At 42.4% G+C, this 17727-nt stretch carries 14 protein-coding genes; 7 read left to right on the forward strand and 7 right to left on the reverse strand.

The genetic code is table 11. From position 1 onward, the window contains the following. Positions 1 to 13: 13 nt before the first annotated feature. From B2400_RS09910 to B2400_RS09920, 3 genes are read left to right on the forward strand one after another with little or no spacing between them, the layout of a single operon-like run. The gene (locus tag B2400_RS09910) at positions 14 to 1462 is read left to right on the forward strand and encodes a lipopolysaccharide biosynthesis protein (RefSeq protein WP_293933038.1); all 1449 of its coding nucleotides are present in this window, start codon (positions 14 to 16) and stop codon (positions 1460 to 1462) included. 5 nt (positions 1463 to 1467) lie between these two features. Then, positions 1468 to 2844, forward strand: a complete 1377-nt coding sequence (locus B2400_RS09915; protein ID WP_293933040.1) for a hypothetical protein — start codon at positions 1468 to 1470, stop codon at positions 2842 to 2844. Then, positions 2822 to 3940, forward strand: a complete 1119-nt coding sequence (locus tag B2400_RS09920) for a CapA family protein (RefSeq protein WP_260043633.1) — start codon at positions 2822 to 2824, stop codon at positions 3938 to 3940. The genes B2400_RS09915 and B2400_RS09920 overlap by 23 nt, the downstream gene beginning before the upstream one ends. A gap of 3 nt (positions 3941 to 3943) precedes the next feature. On the opposite strand, the gene B2400_RS09925 is transcribed toward B2400_RS09920, so the two are convergent. The 4 genes from B2400_RS09925 to B2400_RS09940 form a co-directional block, all read right to left on the reverse strand. Next, positions 3944 to 4687, reverse strand: a complete 744-nt coding sequence (locus B2400_RS09925) for a DeoR/GlpR family DNA-binding transcription regulator (RefSeq protein WP_149527322.1) — start codon at positions 4685 to 4687, stop codon at positions 3944 to 3946. Between the two features lie 53 nt (positions 4688 to 4740). Next, on the reverse strand, positions 4741 to 5727 hold the full coding sequence (locus tag B2400_RS09930) for a hypothetical protein (RefSeq protein ID WP_293933044.1): 987 nt from the start codon (positions 5725 to 5727) through the stop codon (positions 4741 to 4743). 115 nt (positions 5728 to 5842) lie between these two features. Further along, positions 5843 to 6568 (reverse strand): YebC/PmpR family DNA-binding transcriptional regulator, encoded by a 726-nt coding sequence (locus B2400_RS09935; protein WP_149527320.1) that lies wholly within the window; start codon positions 6566 to 6568, stop codon positions 5843 to 5845. Between the two features lie 4 nt (positions 6569 to 6572). Beyond that, a complete protein-coding gene (locus B2400_RS09940; protein WP_293933046.1) occupies positions 6573 to 7520 on the reverse strand; it encodes an NAD-dependent epimerase/dehydratase family protein in 948 nt (315 codons plus the stop codon). A gap of 512 nt (positions 7521 to 8032) precedes the next feature. Here B2400_RS09940 and B2400_RS09945 point away from each other — a divergent pair. Beyond that, the gene (locus tag B2400_RS09945) at positions 8033 to 9022 is read left to right on the forward strand and encodes an aspartate-semialdehyde dehydrogenase (protein WP_293933048.1); all 990 of its coding nucleotides are present in this window, start codon (positions 8033 to 8035) and stop codon (positions 9020 to 9022) included. 644 nt (positions 9023 to 9666) lie between these two features. On the opposite strand, the gene B2400_RS09950 is transcribed toward B2400_RS09945, so the two are convergent. Further along, complete coding sequence (locus B2400_RS09950) at positions 9667 to 10650, reverse strand: Kelch repeat-containing protein (RefSeq protein ID WP_149527317.1); 984 nt, start codon at positions 10648 to 10650, stop codon at positions 9667 to 9669. Positions 10651 to 10653: 3 nt separating this feature from the next. Next, positions 10654 to 12075 (reverse strand): DUF4270 family protein, encoded by a 1422-nt coding sequence (locus tag B2400_RS09955; RefSeq protein ID WP_293933050.1) that lies wholly within the window; start codon positions 12073 to 12075, stop codon positions 10654 to 10656. Positions 12076 to 12191: 116 nt separating this feature from the next. Between B2400_RS09955 and B2400_RS09960 the strand changes: the two genes are divergently transcribed. The 3 genes from B2400_RS09960 to pncA are packed head-to-tail and all read left to right on the forward strand — an operon-like array spanning position 12192 to position 14912. Further along, a complete protein-coding gene (locus B2400_RS09960) occupies positions 12192 to 13622 on the forward strand; it encodes a sensor histidine kinase (protein WP_293933052.1) in 1431 nt (476 codons plus the stop codon). Positions 13623 to 13626: 4 nt separating this feature from the next. After that, complete coding sequence (locus B2400_RS09965) at positions 13627 to 14301, forward strand: response regulator transcription factor (RefSeq protein ID WP_149527314.1); 675 nt, start codon at positions 13627 to 13629, stop codon at positions 14299 to 14301. Between the two features lie 20 nt (positions 14302 to 14321). After that, entirely contained in the window at positions 14322 to 14912 is a 591-nt protein-coding gene (gene pncA, locus B2400_RS09970; protein ID WP_293933054.1) for a bifunctional nicotinamidase/pyrazinamidase, read from the forward strand. 11 nt (positions 14913 to 14923) lie between these two features. Here the strand turns inward: pncA and B2400_RS09975 are convergent, their stop codons facing one another. Beyond that, on the reverse strand, positions 14924 to 17710 hold the full coding sequence (locus B2400_RS09975; protein ID WP_293933056.1) for an outer membrane beta-barrel protein: 2787 nt from the start codon (positions 17708 to 17710) through the stop codon (positions 14924 to 14926). Positions 17711 to 17727 lie beyond the last annotated feature (17 nt).

Below are 17727 nucleotides of genomic sequence, written 5' to 3' on the forward strand. Positions count from 1 at the left end.
AGTTTTAAAATTCATGAGCGATAATACAAAAAACATCACCCTCAACGGCCTTTTCTGGAATGCCCTTGATCGTTTTGGTAATCAGATCATTGTTACCCTCGTCACGATCATCACTTCCCGAATTTTAAATGAAGAGGATTTTGGAGTGATTGGTGTTTTGATGATCTTCTCGACGATCGCCACAGCATTTGTCGATAGCGGACTAGCCACTTCTTTAGTACGCTCCAAAAAAGTGGATGAATTGGATTATTCGACCATGTTTGTTTTTAATCTATTTGTCAGTATTTTTTTCTACCTGATTTTATTTTTCTTTGCGCCTTATATCGAGGATTATTATGGTATTCCGAATCTTGCGCTCTATGCGCGAGTGCTGTTCCTGCAGTTGCTGATTCACGCTTTCGGAATTGTACAGTATGTGAAGATCCTGAAGAATTTCCAATTCAATGTGACCGCGAGAATCAATGTATTGGCGATCTTTTTTTCCGGGATTATCGTCGTTGTTCTGGCTTTGACAGGCTTTGGCGTTTGGGCTTTGCTGCTACAGACGGTACTCTATACCTTGTTTCGCACCGCGATGCTCTGGTATTGGGGCGATTGGAAGTTGAGCACGCAGGTGTCCATGGCCTCGCTTAAGCATCATTCCTCCTTTTCATTGTCTTTTATGGTTGCTAATATGATGGGGAAAGCACTTTCGCCTTTGTATTATTCTTTTATCGGTAAGCATTTTTCCATTAAGGAAACCGGCTATTATTATACCGGGAATAAGTGGGGAGAGACACCGGGGATGATGATTTCTGCGATCATTCAGGGCACAACCCTGTCGACCCTAACGCCTATCCAAGATGATTATCCGCGATTCCTAAATGCCTGCAGGAAATCGATGTCTTCTTTGGCTTTTGTGTTGCTGCCGGTTAGCCTTTTGGCGATTGCAGTCGCTAGGCCGGGTTTCAGTTATTTCCTGACGGAAAAGTGGCTGCCTTCTGTCGAATATTTTCAATGGTTATGTTTTGCTGGCTTCTTTATCTCCTTTGCAGATATGAATGTCAACTTCTTAAATATTAAGGGGCGTTCGAAATACGCCCTAGGCCTGGAAATTGCTAAATTTTCCTTGGCGATAATCGCGCTGTTGTTGACTTATCAACATGGTATTATATATATTGTTTACGGGCAGGTTGTGGTAAGAATATTGATCTATTTGGCAACAACCGTGATGAGCGGCAAGGTCTATGGTTATCATTTCCTCTCGCAAATGAAAGATCTCGGTCCTTCGTTTCTCATCAGTATATTCGCTGCGGTATTGGCGTATCTACCTTTATATTTTCAGCTTATTTCGCACGATTTACTGCTCATCATCTGCCAAAGCCTTATATTCGTAGTCGTTTATGTCGGCATCAATCACCTGATTGGAAATGCCATTTGGATGGAGGTGCTCGGCATGCTTAAAAAAAAAATTGCTAAATAGTTTTCATGGATTTTGTTGCACAAGGAAATTGGGTTGGATATCAGACTGTTTTTTATCATGAGAAAACAGGTGCTTATGGTTTGGATATCAATGATGTCATTGACTACGGCAACCTGGAGATTGATCAAGAGGGCTTAGCAGCTTATCTGGACTTTGGTTATTCCGTGTTCGGACATACCCCTGTCAAACATGTGAAATTCTTGTTGCCGAACCAACGTCTTTATCTGGAAGATGGAAAGCCAGTGGTACGCGAGCGTGCGGATGCCATTGCTGCAGAACTGGGGAAAGAAACTCATGAGGACGATGTTTTCCAATTGATACATCATCGCGTAAACAATTGGGCGAATGGTTTTTCCGAGAACATCCTTATCCCTACCAGCGGAGGCTTTGATTCGCGATTAATGAATGTATTGATCGATGACAAATCCCGTATTCATGCTTATACCTATGGCACTTCGTTTAATCAGGGGGCTTCGCGCGAGTCGGTGTATGCCGGTTTGCTTTCCGAGCGCTTAGGGACGCAATGGGATCGGATTCCTTTGGGGCAGTTCAACGTCTATATGGACGATTGGTACGATCAGTTCGGCCCAGCGGTGGCGGCTTCGGGAACTTACCATATGGAGTTTTACGAGAAGATTAGAGCGAAGGAAAATCAAGCGAAATTGGGACTGTTGAGCGGTATCATTGGCGATGCCTGGGCAGGAGCCGTCAAAGTGCCGGAAATAACGTCGGCAAGTCAGTATCGTACCTTAGGCTATACCCATGGGATGAGTGCGGACTCCAAGTTGGCGATGAACGTAGACTACACAGGGATTGCGGAAACATTGTTTGATAAACAGAAAGAAGACTTGAAAAGTCCGGACTTCCGAATTGTTACCGCAATGCGGACCAAGATGATGATGCTACAATATTTAATCGCTGTGCCGGCGCGTATGGGGTTCCCGGGGTATTCACCTTTCGTGGAAGAGGATATTGCCTTAGCGATGCTCAATTTGCCTGTAGAGCGAAAGCAAGATCGTGCATGGCAGCGAGATTATTTTAGAAAACAAAATTTGCTCTTCGAAGAGGAGAAGCATAAATATACCTACCAAAATTCGCTAAACTATTATGCTTTGCTGCATGAACAGCTAGAACCGCTGGATGCATCTTTATTGCGCGAATTGATCAAGCCGGGGTATCTGGACTGGATAAACCAACGAATCCTAAATATCGGCGCGAAAGAGCGCGTTTTCCAAACGCTTATGCATACGCCGAAGGTGAAAGGCGTGCTGAAGCTATTAGGGGCTAGGAACGGTCTATTAGCAGCTTATTTTGCGTATATTACGATTAAACCTATCGAAACCTTATTAAAGAAACGCAATGCAAGCATCACATCAGCATAGATTTCTATTCGTGGGCGACGCGGTGTTGCAAACGGAGCCTGAACTGTCGGAAGAATTAAAGGCCTTGCTTTTCTCTGCTGATATCCGCTCATGCAATGTGGAAGCACCCTTGCAGGGCTTTGGTAGTCCTATTGCAAAGACAGGACCTTTGGTGGCACAAAATCGGCTAGCGGCAGATTGGCTGATTGCTTCGGGATTCAACCTCTTTCCGATGGCGAATAATCATATTTATGATTATGGAATCGAAGGCTTATTGCATACCATGGAAGCTTTTCCGCACGATGTTACTTTAGGCGTAGGAACGGAGGAAGATGCCTATGATATTTTAGTGCAGACCTTTGACGATGTGAAGTATGGCTTTTTGGCGTATGGCGAGAATGGTTATGGGGCGTTAAATGGTGATCGAGAGGCTGGGCATGCTTGGGTAAATAGCCCACGCGTTCAGGAGGATATACAGCGCTATAAGAAAATGGTCGATGTGTTGATTGTTCAGGTTCATGCAGGGGTAGAGCTATTGGATGTGCCGATTCCGGAATGGCGTGCTCGCTATCGTCGTTTGGTAGATTTAGGAGCTGATGCGATCATTTGCCATCACCCGCATGTGATGCAGGGAATTGAAGAATACAAGGGCAAGCTGATTTGCTATAGCTTGGGGAATTTTTATTTTGACTACCCCAGCAATCATCCACAGTGGAATCTTGGTGCGGTGTTGACTTTAGACTTCCAGAACAAAGAGCGCGTTGCGTATGACTTCCAAGTGGTCAAGAAAACGGGGACTCGTGTGGAATTGGAGGACGAGTCGGTTTCTGCAACTTGGCTGAAGAACCTTAATGAGAAGCTAAATTCTGCCTCGTATATAGAATATGTGAACGAGGCTGCCGTGCGCGATTGGGAACAGCACCATGCAGCATACTATGCGAAACCGTTCAACGGATTAGCGAAATATAGCTTGAAGAACATGCTGAAGCATGCGAAAAGGGTGTTGTTCAATAAGAATATTGATTACAATATGATTTGGCACAATATGTTTATCGAAAGCAACAAATGGCTCGTTGAAAGAGCCATTCGGTATAAATTTAAGCAGGAACAAAAGTAAGATTTAAATAACCGTTACTTGGTTTCTGAACTCTTTTAAGCTTGGATGATTGGGGTCTAAGTCGGTAATCAGGTAGTTGATATCGCGCAATGGTGCTACACGCATCTTCTGATTGGAATTCAGCTTTTCTACGATGCTCAATACGCCCAATTTCTTCGAGCATTTAATCATCGCTTTTTTGATCTGAACAACCTCCCAGTCAGAATCTGTAATTCCTTCTTCTACAGATAAACTGTTGGTTCCTAATAAACAAAGATCGACCTTAATTTCTGACAAGGCATTGATCACCTGAGAACCCGAAACAATATTGGTGTTTCTGGATAGATGCCCGCCTAGTAAAATAACTTCTAGATTTTCTTTCTCGGCAAGTTCCAAGGCTACTAATGGGCTGATGGCGAAAAAAGTACACTGTATATCCTTCGGCATCAAGCGCGCTAGTTCGATCATACTGGTACCACCGCCAACTAGTACGGTCATGCCGCTTTGTATAAGGGAGATTGCTTTGCTGGCAATTTCTTTCTTTGCCTCTTTTGCATAGACATTGTTTTCCTGGAAAGGGTAGTGGAAAGACTTCGATAGTGCACCACCATATACCTTTAGCACTTGTCCGCTCTCCGCCAACTCATTTAGATCCCTACGAATCGTATCCTCCGAAACATTAAGTTGTACACTTAGATCAGATGAAAGTACTTTATTGTGGAGATTAATTTGATGGATAATAAATGCCTGTCTTTCTTCTTTTAACATAACATATGTATTGATTAGGTCTGTAAAAATATAAAAATATTGGATAGTTCGAATTAAGAAGCATCATCTGTTGGAGAATCTTTTCCTTCCTCAGCTGTTTTCTTTGCTTTGAAGCGCGGCGTGAAGCCTTTAGGCTTTGCTGCTATAATAACGCTTTCTTCGCTTGATTCCGTATCGGGCGTCTGCGGTTTTTCCTCCGGCAGCTGATCTGGGATGTCTGGGCTAGGTTGGGTAGATGTAGTCTCTGGACTCGCTGTTGTTTTTGTTAATCCTGCTTTAAAGCGTGGTGTAAAGCCTTTGGGTTTTGCGACCGGGCTAGGTTCCTCTTCTTTTTCGGAAGCAGGGGGCTCGGTTGCAGTAGGCGCAGTCCCTGCGCTGGGCCCGACCGCTTTAGGCGGATTGGCTGCTTTAAAGCGAGGCTTAAAGCCTGCGGGCTTCGTAATAACCGGTTTATTCTCTGCCTCTGCTGTGGCCGAATCGCTTGCGGTCTTGGTTTCTTCTGCTGGACTATCTTCTACTTTTTTAGGAAGGTTGTCCGCTTTGAAGCGAGGCTTGAAACCGCTTGGCGCTGCGGGTTTTGTTTCTTCGTTCGCAGCCTCTTCGGTTTTCTCTTCGGTAGGCTTTGCCGCTGCAGCTACTTTAGGGCGGAACTTAGGTTGAAATCCGGCAGGTTTTGGCGCTGCTGGCACGTCCTTTTTTTCCTCCGCTTCTGTTGTTTTCGATTCTGCCGTTCCAGCGCTTGCTGCCGCTTTAAACTTAGGACGGAAGCCTGCTGGCTTCGCTGCTACCGTCTCCGGCTTGTTCGCTGTTGGGCTAGATGCAGGAGCTGGTTTTGCCGCTGATGCTGTACTGATAGCTTCCTCCGGAAGGAGATAGCTTTTACGAAGTCTATTGAACCAGAACTTCTTACTGTGATCGAAACTCTTCTCGCCCATCAGTTCATAATGTTCCGCAAATTCTTGATATAAAGAGGGCTCAGCCTTCTTTAAAGCTTTGATGTCGATTTTCTTCTTGGCAAAAAAGTCTGCGAATGTCAGCATATACAAATGTACATAATCGGGATTACTTTTTAGTTATGCACGGTAATGTTGATTGGAAGGGATAAGGCACAAAAAAAAGAGGGCAAAGCCCTCTTCTAAATATTCTGTTGTTGGATTAGTCCATATTGTGGTAGACCGCTTGCACATCATCATCCTCTTCGATCTTATCGATCAATTTAAGGACGTCTGCTGCCTGTTCTTCGCTAAGTGTACTATGTGATAGGGAAATGCGTTCTAGCTTCGCAGAGCTTACCTCAATACCTTTCTCTTCCAGTAATCTTTGCATATTACCAAAGTCTTCAAAAGAAGTCTGTACAACGACTACATCGTTTCCTTCTTCATCAGCCTCTACATACAGTTCCTCTAAACCTCCATCGATTAGTTCTAATTCTAGCTCTTCTACATCCAATTCCTCTGTAGCAGGGAAACGGAAGATGGATTTACGTTGGAAGATAAAGTCTAATGAACCCGTTTTGCCTAATGAGCCGCCGGACTTTGTAAAGTAGCTGCGGATATTTGCTACGGTTCTGTTGGTATTATCAGTTGCTGTTTCGATCAAAACTGGAACGCCATGCGGACCATAGCCTTCGTATACATATTCTTCATAGCCTTTTGCGTCTTTTTCGGAAGCACGCTTGATGGCAGCTTCTACACGGTCCTTCGGCATGTTTACTGCTTTCGCGTTTTGAACAGCAGTACGCAGTCTGGAGTTGTTTTCCGGGTGAGGGCCGCCTTCTTTTACTGCAATAGCAATTTCTTTTCCAAGACGTGTGAACTGGACAGCCATTTTGGCCCAGCGTTTAAATTTTCTTTCTTTTCTAAATTCGAAAGCTCTACCCATTTTATTATAATTTTGATTTCAGATTCGATAACATGTCCTCTGTCATCGCTTTCAGATCAAAAGTTGGTTTCCAACCCCAATCTTGTCTTGCTTCGTCATCGTTGATGCTTTTTGGCCATGAGTCTGCAATTGCCTGACGAGGATCATTCTCGGAATACGAGATTTCAAAATTAGGAAGAATTTTTTTAATTTCTTCGGCTATTTGTTTAGGAGTGAAGCTAATTCCTGCTAAATTATAGCTCGAACGAATGGTTAATGCTGATTCCGGGGCGTCCATTAACTCGATTGTTCCTCGTACGGCATCGTCCATATATAGCATAGGGAGTTCGCTGTTTTCGGATAGGAAGCTCGTGTATTTTCCTTGGCGAATGGCTTCGAAGAAGATATGCACCGCATAATCCGTTGTACCGCCTCCTGGTTCTGTACGCCAAGAGATAATACCTGGGTAGCGAACGCTGCGGATATCTAATCCATAACGGTTATGGTAGTATTCTACCAAACGCTCACCGGCAAGCTTACTGATACCATAGATACTGTTAGGATCCATAACGCAATACTGCGGGGTATCGATTTTTGGAGAATGTGGTCCAAATACAGCGATAGAGCTTGGCCAGAAGATTTTCTTGATTCCCAATTCTACGGCAAGGTCCAGAACGTTCAATAAACCGTTCATGTTTAAGTCCCAAGCTTTTTGAGGGTATTGCTCGCCGGTTGCAGATAGCATAGCGGCAAGTAAGTAAATCTGTGTGGGCTTGTATTTCTCTAATATGGCGCGGATCCCTTCTTTGTCAAGGACGTTTAATGTTTCGAATATTTCACCCTCGGCAATTTCTTTGGGAGGTCTGATGTCAGAGGTGATCACATTTTCTCTTCCGAATTTAATTCGTAAAGCTGCTGCTAATTCAGAGCCGATTTGACCGTTGGCTCCAATCATCAAAATGCATTCTTTCATTGCTGCAATGATATTTATGTAAGGTATTTTCTGTTATTAACGATGTAAATCGATTACCCCGGCGAAATTAGTAAATTAATGCTGGGTAATCCCCCTCGAGAGCGATTTTACGCAAACGTATGAGTGAGAAAATAAGTGTTTTAACCCTGTTTTTTCTGCATATCTCTGTCTTGAGAAACCATCAAGAGCGTTCATTCTTGTTGCGGTTTCGACGGAAACATGAGCGTTTTTTCATCATTTCCAGGGGTAAAATCATTTTCTCCACGAAAGTACTAAATCGCCAAATTCTACTATCTCCTTTTAGATTGATATATTGTCAACAAAGTACTGGACTTTCTGAATTTATTTCAGCGAAATAACTGATGTCTTGAATATTGTTCCGTGAATAGGCTTATTGCTTATTAATAGCTAAAATTAATTGCAAACATTGATGTTTATTTAGTAAGTTTGCTCACTTAGATACAATGAGTTATAATCTATTTTACTTAAAATTTAAAGCAAAAATTTAAACTATGAAAGTTGCAGTAGTAGGCGCGACAGGACTTGTCGGGTCAGAGATGTTGACAGTATTAGCGGAACGTAATTTCCCGGTAACAGAGTTGATTCCCGTAGCTTCGGAGCGTAGCAAGGGTAAGGAAATTGACTTTAAGGGAAAGAAGTATAAGGTTGTGACGCCTACTGAAGCTATTGCACTGAAACCAGATGTTGCTTTATTTTCTGCAGGTGGCGGTACATCGACGGAGTTTGCTCCTTTATTCGCGGAGGCTGGAATTACGGTAATCGATAATTCATCGGCATGGCGTATGGACCCTAGCAAGAAGTTGATCGTTCCTGAAGTAAATGGAGATGTGTTGGAAGCGAGCGACAAGATCATCGCAAATCCGAATTGTTCTACAATTCAGATGGTAGTCGTGATGAAGCCGCTTCATGAGAAATATAAAATCAAACGTGTAGTGGTTTCGACTTATCAGTCGGTAACCGGTACGGGCGTTAAAGCTGTTGACCAGCTGATGAACGAGCGTGCAGGTAAGGATGGAGAGAAAGCTTATCCGTATCAGATCGACTTAAATGTTATTCCTCATATTGATGTATTCCAAGATAATGGCTACACGAAAGAGGAAATGAAAATGATTAAAGAAACAAATAAGATTATGGGTGATGATTCCATCAAGGTGACGGCTACTACAGTTCGTATTCCGGTAGTTGGTGGCCACTCAGAGTCTGTGAATATTGAGTTTGAGAATGATTTCGATCTTGCGGAATTAAGAGCTGCTCTAGAAGCGCAAGAAGGAATTATTGTTGTTGATAATCCAGCTAAACTAGAGTATCCAATGCCTAAGGATGCTCACGGTAAAGACGAGGTATTCGTTGGGCGTATTCGTCGCGATGAGTCGCAAGCGAATACGGTAAATCTTTGGATCGTAGCAGATAACTTACGTAAGGGTGCCGCAACAAACGCAGTTCAGGTAGCAGAGTTATTGCAAAAGAAGGGATTGATTTAGATTTTAGACGTTAGATTTAAGATATAAGATGGATGGCCGCCTGAATAGGGTGGCCATTTTTTTCTGAAAGTGTCTGTTTTCAGAGGCCATCAAGAACTTTCATCCCTGTTGGTGTTTCAAAGGAAACATGAAAGTTTTATTTGATCGATGCCTAGCGAGACTGGGGAGTGCGAGAAGCTTGCAACTCTTCTTTTCTGTTTAAAAAACTGATTATATTAGATGTTTTGGGGGCAGTGTTACATAGTGGTTAGCCTTGTGTTTTATAGAGATGGTACACATGCTGAATGCGCTGGCTTCATAAAAACTTAATGTTGAAATGATTATTCTTTTGCCAGTAAAAGCTACAGTTTTGAGCCGATGAATTTGATAGGGTGAGAACGAAGATGAACATAAAGTATGCTGTTTGTCGTTCCGAGAGGAATAGGCATAAACTGCTCTTTGACATTTTGATATGGTATCTCTACGATGCCTTTGACCTTTAATAGAAAGGTGTGCATTTTTACACATATAAAGAGCAATGGCATGGTCTGTATTGTTCAGTCTGAGGGCTGATCTAAAACAAATAAAGCTGTCCTTTTGGACAGCTTTATCTTATTTTTTGGAAGCCGTTAAAAGACCTCCATTGTATGTCTTGTTTCTGTTAATTATCTAACAGGAACGAATTGCCAGTTATCATCAAGGTAAGTAGAAGCTGAAATACCAGTTGCTACATAACCTTTACCATCGATTGCAAAACCGATTGCTTTTTCACGAGCAATGGATAAGGCTTGGTGTTTGCTAGTCCATGAATCGTCTGAAGGCGTATATTTCCAAACGCTAGTTACAACACCTGAAGCTGAACGACCACTAACTACATAACCATTGCTACCAATCGCAAATGCAGAAGCATTAGCACGTCTAACATCGATATCATCAGTTTTTAAGTCGCCTAATTTTTTCCATTCTGTTCCGTCGAATGAGAAGAACTCTTCAGGGTATGCATTGTTTGAAGTACCACCACCAACGTATGCTACATTATTGATTACGAACGCGAAAGCATATGCTTTTTTGTAAGTAAATTTAGTAGTGATTGCAGTCCAAGTATCTGTTTTAGGGTTGTATCTGTAAAAATCGCTGAATGTTTTGTCAGTTGGAGTTGCTCCTAATCCTACGTATGCATTGTCACCGATAGTGAATGCTACAGCACCAAAACGAGCTTCGCCAGGGAAATCAGCTTTCTTAGTCCAAGTATTTGCTGTTGGATCGTATTGATAGAAATCTTTTAATGCTTTTTCGCCATCATATCCTAAACCAACATATCCTTTTCCATCCACAGCAAAACCTACTGCTGAATGTCTAGCTGAACCTGTAAAATCTGCTTTTTGAGTCCATTCTGTACCATTGAAAGCATAGTTGTCGTTCAACGTATTACCAGTTTTGATGTAACCACCTACTAAGTAAGCAACTTTATCTAATGTGAAAGTAGCAGCGTTACTACGAGGGTCGCCAGTAAATACTGATGATCTTGTCCACTCTGTCGGTCCATTGTCTGTTGTATCCGTACCTTCTTCGTCTTTTTTACATGAGTTAAGTGATGTAATAGCAAAAACGCCGACTAAAAGTAATACAAGCCAGTTTCTCTTGTTCATAGATTATTTAAATTTTGTATATACGATGTTTAATTTAATTTTTGGTTTGTTGTTCTCCGTTGCTAAAATACTAGTATTTGCGCTATAGTACAATTCCGAAGGGATGATCAATGGTGGAACTTGCTGTCCTTGATTAATTTGTTCTCCTTGTGGTGAAACAGATAAAAATAAGGATTTATCTTTTGCATTCTCATCATTGGCTGAGCGAATGTATTGGATCATGTTGAAAACATAACGTCCGTTACGCCCAGTATTATTTCCTACGACATAGTTCCCGTGTTGAATCGCATTCGCGAATGGTGTATTTACATAACCTGTCGCAATATTATCTGTTGCAATCCACAACATAGGTTTCAATGCAGCAGTATAATGTCCAAGATCTTTGGAAGCCACTTCTATAATCAACTCAGCTTTATTGATAGCGATATTCTGGGTCTGCATAAATTCAGCCAAGCCCGGGAAAGTAATTTTTGTTACTACACCTGTACCGCCTTGAATATAGCTTACACCATTGCTCGCTGCACTAGGAATTTCTTTGGTTGTACTTAAGCTCGCAAAAGCTGTTCCTGATCTGTCTGCCACGAAATTGTTGTAATGGAATCTACGATCGCCCATCTGAAGCGTCTTAGCAGATGACTTCTTAAAACCATCATCGCCATTATACGAGTAATGGATTTTCACAGAAAGTATATTATGGAAGCCGATCATTGCTGTGTTGCTAGATGCCGGCACTAATACCATCCCTTTGAAGTATTCCTGGAAGTTCGCTGTTGAATTGAAGATATAGTCTGCAGTTCGGATTTTTTCGAATAACTCAGCGCCCCAAGCATCAGCTAGGCGAATGCTTACAGAGTCGCGTTTGTTCATGTGTGGCATAAAGGTCACCGAACCCAAAGGATTCGCATCGTATGCGAACTTTTGCTGTCCAAAAATGGAAGCACCTGAGATATATGCTGGAATCGGTAGGCCTGTCATCGTGTTATTCAATGTTGTTTGCTCTAACGTTTGAGTTACGCGATGTGCTACAATGGTTTGTAATTTCGTTGTATCGCCATGTGTATATTTGTCAAAGGTTGGACGTAGAACTAACGTGATAGAGTCATAAACTGCGTTCTTTGGAATATCACTGCTTACATTTTCCGGCATTAAGCGGAAATAAGCATTAGACGTAACACTTCCTATTGGACCTTGTGAAACTTTACCTACCAATAAACGCGTTGTTGTGTCACCAGTTCCGGAAGTCGGAATGTTCGGCATAAGAACAGTAGAAACAATAGCGCTAAGTGTATCGGATGAAGTTAAGTTTAAGTTATCGATGTTTTCATTTTTCAATGAAATAGACATATCCTTATCGCAACTTACGAAGAATAGGCTCACACTCAAACTTAGGATAATAAGGAAAGTTAATTGTATATTTTTAATCATAAAATCACCAGTCATGCAAAAGTAATTAATGGGAACTGTTAATCAGTGTTATATTTTGTTAAAAGTGGCCCTGAACCTATGCGGTGCAAATCTACTAATTTAAATTTGTTTTAATTATGTTAAAAAAGTATAAAATATTGATACTGGCGATTATCCTGACGGCTGGAGGTATAACGTTGGTGCTAAGCGTATGGCTTTACGGCAACTACCAGAACCGCAAAATGTATTTCCTAGGAGCTGCCGATCATATCCTTTTTGATGTAATTCAAGACTTTTATCAGGAGAACGAACAGGAGCTGGTTGAGCAGAATCAAATCTTAAGGTACGACCGTGTTGAGCGCGTCGTGACAGCGATCAGCGATCGTTATCCCAACATGAACAGAGACACGGTGAAGAAGCTAGTGGAAGATAATGGCTTCAACAAAGATAATATCCTAGATGAGGTGGCGGTTTCCAAACGTGGGAAGTTTGGTGGCGGCAAGTTTTCTAGACATCTTATTTCTACCATGGCGATCCGCAACATCAAATGGGATCAAAGAACCGTTGATACGCTTTCCAATCGATTGGAACAGGCCCTACGCGCCAGAAAGCAATACAGTCCGTTCGAGTTAAAAGTCGTCACGTTGACAGGTGTCGACAGCATGAGCAGAGATGAAATTTACAAAACGAGGTATAAGCTGTTTAAGACACGTCCGATTTTGATCGACCCCTCGGAAGACAAGTATCTGGAAATTGACTTCTTGGATCCTCGATCCTTCTTATTATTTTCCATCGGTTGGCAATTAACGATTTCGATATTCTTAGTATTAGCGCTCGTGGGTACATTTTTCTACTTGCTGACTACGATCAAGAAGCAGAACCAGCTGGCTATGTTGCGAAAGTCTTTTGTTAATAACATGACCCATGAGCTGAAAACTCCGGTCTCTACGGTGATGGCTGCGGTGGAGTCTATACAGCGCTTTGGGGCGAAAGATGATAAGGAACGGATGAATCGTTATCTCAATATCTCGAAGCATGAGCTTGAGCACCTCTCGAGTATGATTGAGCGGGTGCTGCAGGTAGATATTGCCGAGACGAACGGCGTATCACTGAATAAAACATCCTTCGAATTAGCGACCTTAATCGATGAATGCGTAGAGAATACGCGACTATTTGCAAAAAAGCCGATATCCATAACCTTCCAAAACGACAGCAAGAACAGCCTAATACAGGCCGATCATGCACATTTGAAAAATGTATTGACGAATCTTTTCGACAATGCTGTGAAATACTCATCCGATGAGGTAAAAATTGACGTACATTTGAAGGAACAGGACGATCAGTATATCCTTCAAATCCGCGACAACGGCAATGGTATTCCGAAAGCTTATCAGAAGTCTGTATTCGATTTATTCTTCCGCGTGCCTTCTGGAGATATACATGACGTCAAAGGCTTTGGCTTAGGATTAGCCTATGTCAAGCAGATTGTCAACCAACATGGAGGTCATATCGAGCTCGATAGCGAACTCTCGGTTGGCAGCAATTTTGTAATAAGCTTACCAAAGTAAGGATATGACCAATGTGCTATATGTAGAGGACGAGGAGAGTTTGGCGATGATTGTTTCTGATAGTTTAGAAGCCCATGGCTTTATGGTTAGGCATGTGCCTAATGGTCAGCAAGCGCTATTGTTCCACGGGAAATATAAACCCGATATCATTGTCTTGGATGTGATGATGCCCCTCATGGATGGGTTCACCGTTGCTAAGGAAATTCGTAAGACAGACCTTCATACGCCTATTATTTTCCTAACAGCTTTGACGCAGACTGAAGATGTCGTGAAGGGCTTCAAATTAGGCGCAAATGACTATGTGCGCAAGCCTTTCAAGATCGAAGAGCTGATCGTACGTATAGAGGCAGCCTTAAAGAAAACGGGTCAGGGAATGTCGGATACTAAGTTTGTAATCGGCAATTATACGCTGGATACGGTCAAAAATATTTTATCCAATGGCGAAAGCAACGAAAAGCTGTCCTATCGTGAAGCAGAACTGCTGAAGCGCTTGATCGAAAGTAAAGATAAAGTGCTTCCACGCGATGAAATCATTCGTACCTATTGGAGCAATGACACCTACTTTACAGGCCGAAGCCTGGACGTATTCATCAGTAGAATACGCAAATACCTATCCGCCGATGAGCGAATCAAGATAACGAATATCCGAGGCGTTGGATATATGTTATCTTTGGATTGATTACCTTAAAATAAAACCACATGAAAGCACTTATTATCGTCGATGTACAGTACGATTTCCTACCAGAGGGTGCACTAGCCGTTGCAAAGGGAGACGAAATTATCCCAGTTATAAATAGCATCCAAAAAGATTACGACCTGATTGTTGCCACCCAAGACTGGCACCCCAATAATCATAAGAGTTTCGCAAGCCAACATGTTGATAAGCTCACCTTCGATGTCATCGAGCTCAATGGCCTGCAGCAGGTTCTGTGGCCTGACCACTGCATCCAAGGTTCTTATGGCGCTGAATTATCGGAAAAATTAGAAACCGACCGTGTGGAAGCAATCTTCCGAAAAGGCATGGACCCCGAGATCGATAGCTATAGTGGATTTTATGATAATGGCCGTCGCAAGAATACAGGCCTCGCAGGATATTTAAAGGATCGCCAGGTGACAGAGGTGCATGTTTGTGGACTCGCGGCAGACTATTGCGTATTTTATACCGCTATGGATGCACTAGACGAAGGCTTTAAAACAAGTATTGTCAGCAAGGCAACTAAAGCAATCGATAAGGGAGCCTTTATCGAAAAGAAAAACGAATTTGTACAAAAAGGGGGCTCATTATTGTAGCCCCTTTCCTTTTAATTTCTTCCTCTGCGGTTTCCTCGAGGTCGATCTCCTCGACCACCGTCATCATCACCGAAGATCATCTTTCCGCCAAAGTTCCGCAGGTTATACGTGAAACTCAATAAGAAATACCGATTTAGGGTATTGGATGTTACGCTGCTTATGGCAGTTTCAGACGCCGTACGTCGGATGCTCGAAGCATTATTCAATAAGTCGAATGCTTTTAGAGACAATTCCGCATTCTTCTGCTTGAAGACTTTATAGCCCAAGGAGGCATTTAATAAAGTCGTTGAAATCCCCTCAGAACCACCAATACCGGAGTTGTATAAATAAGCTAAATTATAAGAGAAGGCCATGCGCTTCAAAAACTCCAGCGTCAAAGTATTGCTCACTCGGTGGGTCTGTACCGTGTAATTCTGTATGCGCGCAGTCGGGTTGTTCGTGAAATTCACGTTCGCATTATAATTCATACCGATTATAATGTTTTTGCTGAAGTTTGTGAAGATCCCGACATGTTGACTGAAACCATATCCTTTGCTTGGAATTAGCTTATCGTTCAGGTAAGCAAAGTTCTTATTGTAGAATAGATTACTGTTTAGATTGAGGTTAATGCCTAGTTTTTTTATTGGTAAACCATAGCTATTTGTCGCCCGGATTGAGTAGACTCCATCCACATTCACAGGAACTGAGTACTGTCCACCCGCTCCGAGAATAACATCGTCGAAGAGGACCATCGTCGTATCGGTAATCAACACCGAGCGTACGATCTTGTTGTTGGTATAACTGAAGTTGATATTGCTATTAAAACTTCTGCCATTTGTTCGGTTTACATCCCGATAACGCAATTGTGCGGTATGAATATATTCCTGATTCAAATTCGGATTACCGTTGCGGATATTCAGCTCGTTGGATACATCGACATAATCCTGTAAATCATTGATGCTAGGCGTATTGGTGTTTGTGTTGTAATTGAATTCGACGTTTTTAGTCTTCGTAAAATAATAAACGGCTGTTACTTCCGGTAAAAGGCTGGCGAAATCAGCTGTCGTACGAAGGTCGATTGGAAAAGTTCGATCATTCACGCGCATTCCATGTTCGTAATTAAGTCCTACCTGGATACGTAGGGTATCACGTTTGTTGTAGGCGTAAGAGGCACCTACGCTATGGAAATTAAAATCGTTCTGAAACTCGTTAGAGAGGCGTTCATTGAGCTCGTCATACTGTCCTGTCTCTGCAAGAAACTCCATTGTTTTACGGTCGGAATAATTTCTAGTATTTCGGAAGTTGTAGTTCGCCTGCAATCTTGAATATTGTGCTAAGCGATGCGTATAACTGAGTCGGCTGTTGATGCCCGATCCATAGCCATTGGTAATGCTTTCCCGATTGTTGGTGTCAATACGGCTTAAGAGCGAATCCCTATAGTATTCATTAAAAGCGAGGGTCTGGCCGAAGCCGTCATTGGTACTCTTGTTTCCATTGACATTTAAGGAAATGGTCTGCCCAGGATTTTTCAGCCTACGCATATAAGTCATATTACCGCCAAACGTGAAATTGCTAGTGTTGTTGGTGTTATTACGGTCTGAAGTATTCAAAAGCTCAGATTCACCAATTCTACGGATACTATTTCCAATGTTATGGTTGTTGTTTTCGGTATAGGTGAAATTTGGAGAGAAGTCCAACTGGTTTAAACTATCGATCTTCCACTTCACTCGCGTACTAAAGTTATGGTTAATGTTGCCCACGTTAGACTCGGTCTGCGAATCTTGAAACTGATTTGCTCGCTCCTGCATGAGGTATTCCAATGCGGTTAAAGAATTGGTGTAAGCATCGGAGCGACGGAAATTGTAATCTGCATTGAAATCCATCTTGTCCGCCAAAAAGGTATTGCTATAGTTCAATGCGCCTGCATAGGTGTCCGCAATCCCGCGATCGGTATTATTATTACCGCGACGCTGCCCTCCATAACCCTGCTCGGCAAAGTTCGTTTCGTTAATATTATTGGCCATTAAGTTAATGGCGATCTTCTGGTCTTCGTTAAAAGCATTGACATTGCTGCTAAAAGCGAATTTGTCACTATCACCCTTTCCCGCATTTGCGCGGCCGAAGTAGCCTTTTCTTTTATCAGGCTTCGTTACGATATTGATGATTTTATTTCGCTTTCCATCGTCAAAACCTGCAAATCGAGATTGCTCGCTTCGCTCATCGATAATCTGAAGTTTATCAATAATATCTGCCGGAAGGTTTTTTAAAGCAATCTTAGGATCTGTGCTGAAGAATTCCTTTCCATCAACCAAGATGCGCTTCACTTGTTCGCCATGTGCTGATACATTACCTTCCTCATCGATGGTAACTCCCGGCACTTGCGCAACCATCTCATTCGCTTCCGCGTATTCCCTGGTGGCAAAATTGCGCGAATTGAATTCTAACGTATCCCCTCGAACCGCAACATTGGGTGCAGCTGTAACTGCAATTTCCTCCAAAACAATTTCGCTCGGCTCCAATTGGTAGTTAATTGTTAATTCTTTATCAGCAATCTTCGCCGATCTGCTACCCACTTTATAACCTAATATCGACGTATTGAGACGAAACTGCCCTGTTGGAACTTTTTCCAGAGTGTACAGTCCTTCGGAATTGGTCCGAGTACGAGCCAATACGGAGTCTTTATCATTTAATAACTGCAGGGTAACATCGTTGAGCGGGTTGCTGTTTGTCTTATCAACAACAGTTCCGGTAATCCTTTGCTGCGCAAAAGCCGTCAGGCTTAAGAGGCTCAGGGTGAGGACAACTAGGACGTTTTTCATAAAATAAGTATGCGTGG

It is taken from the genome of Sphingobacterium sp. UBA6645 (genome assembly GCF_002455685.1).
GTDB lineage: Bacteria > Bacteroidota > Bacteroidia > Sphingobacteriales > Sphingobacteriaceae > Sphingobacterium > Sphingobacterium hotanense.

Excerpts from the sequence above, each read along its gene's own strand:
- B2400_RS09910 (WP_293933038.1), top strand. The coding sequence starts at position 14 with ATGAGCGATAATACAAAAAACATCACCCTCAACGGCCTTTTCTGGAAT.
- B2400_RS09915 (WP_293933040.1), top strand. The coding sequence starts at position 1,468 with ATGGATTTTGTTGCACAAGGAAATTGGGTTGGATATCAGACTGTTTTT.
- B2400_RS09920 (WP_260043633.1), top strand. The coding sequence starts at position 2,822 with ATGCAAGCATCACATCAGCATAGATTTCTATTCGTGGGCGACGCGGTG.
- B2400_RS09925 (WP_149527322.1), bottom strand. The coding sequence starts at position 4,687 with ATGTTAAAAGAAGAAAGACAGGCATTTATTATCCATCAAATTAATCTC.
- B2400_RS09930 (WP_293933044.1), bottom strand. The coding sequence starts at position 5,727 with ATGCTGACATTCGCAGACTTTTTTGCCAAGAAGAAAATCGACATCAAA.
- B2400_RS09935 (WP_149527320.1), bottom strand. The coding sequence starts at position 6,568 with ATGGGTAGAGCTTTCGAATTTAGAAAAGAAAGAAAATTTAAACGCTGG.
- B2400_RS09940 (WP_293933046.1), bottom strand. The coding sequence starts at position 7,520 with ATGAAAGAATGCATTTTGATGATTGGAGCCAACGGTCAAATCGGCTCT.
- B2400_RS09945 (WP_293933048.1), top strand. The coding sequence starts at position 8,033 with ATGAAAGTTGCAGTAGTAGGCGCGACAGGACTTGTCGGGTCAGAGATG.
- B2400_RS09950 (WP_149527317.1), bottom strand. The coding sequence starts at position 10,650 with ATGAACAAGAGAAACTGGCTTGTATTACTTTTAGTCGGCGTTTTTGCT.
- B2400_RS09955 (WP_293933050.1), bottom strand. The coding sequence starts at position 12,075 with ATGATTAAAAATATACAATTAACTTTCCTTATTATCCTAAGTTTGAGT.
- B2400_RS09960 (WP_293933052.1), top strand. The coding sequence starts at position 12,192 with ATGTTAAAAAAGTATAAAATATTGATACTGGCGATTATCCTGACGGCT.
- B2400_RS09965 (WP_149527314.1), top strand. The coding sequence starts at position 13,627 with ATGACCAATGTGCTATATGTAGAGGACGAGGAGAGTTTGGCGATGATT.
- pncA (WP_293933054.1), top strand. The coding sequence starts at position 14,322 with ATGAAAGCACTTATTATCGTCGATGTACAGTACGATTTCCTACCAGAG.
- B2400_RS09975 (WP_293933056.1), bottom strand. The coding sequence starts at position 17,710 with ATGAAAAACGTCCTAGTTGTCCTCACCCTGAGCCTCTTAAGCCTGACG.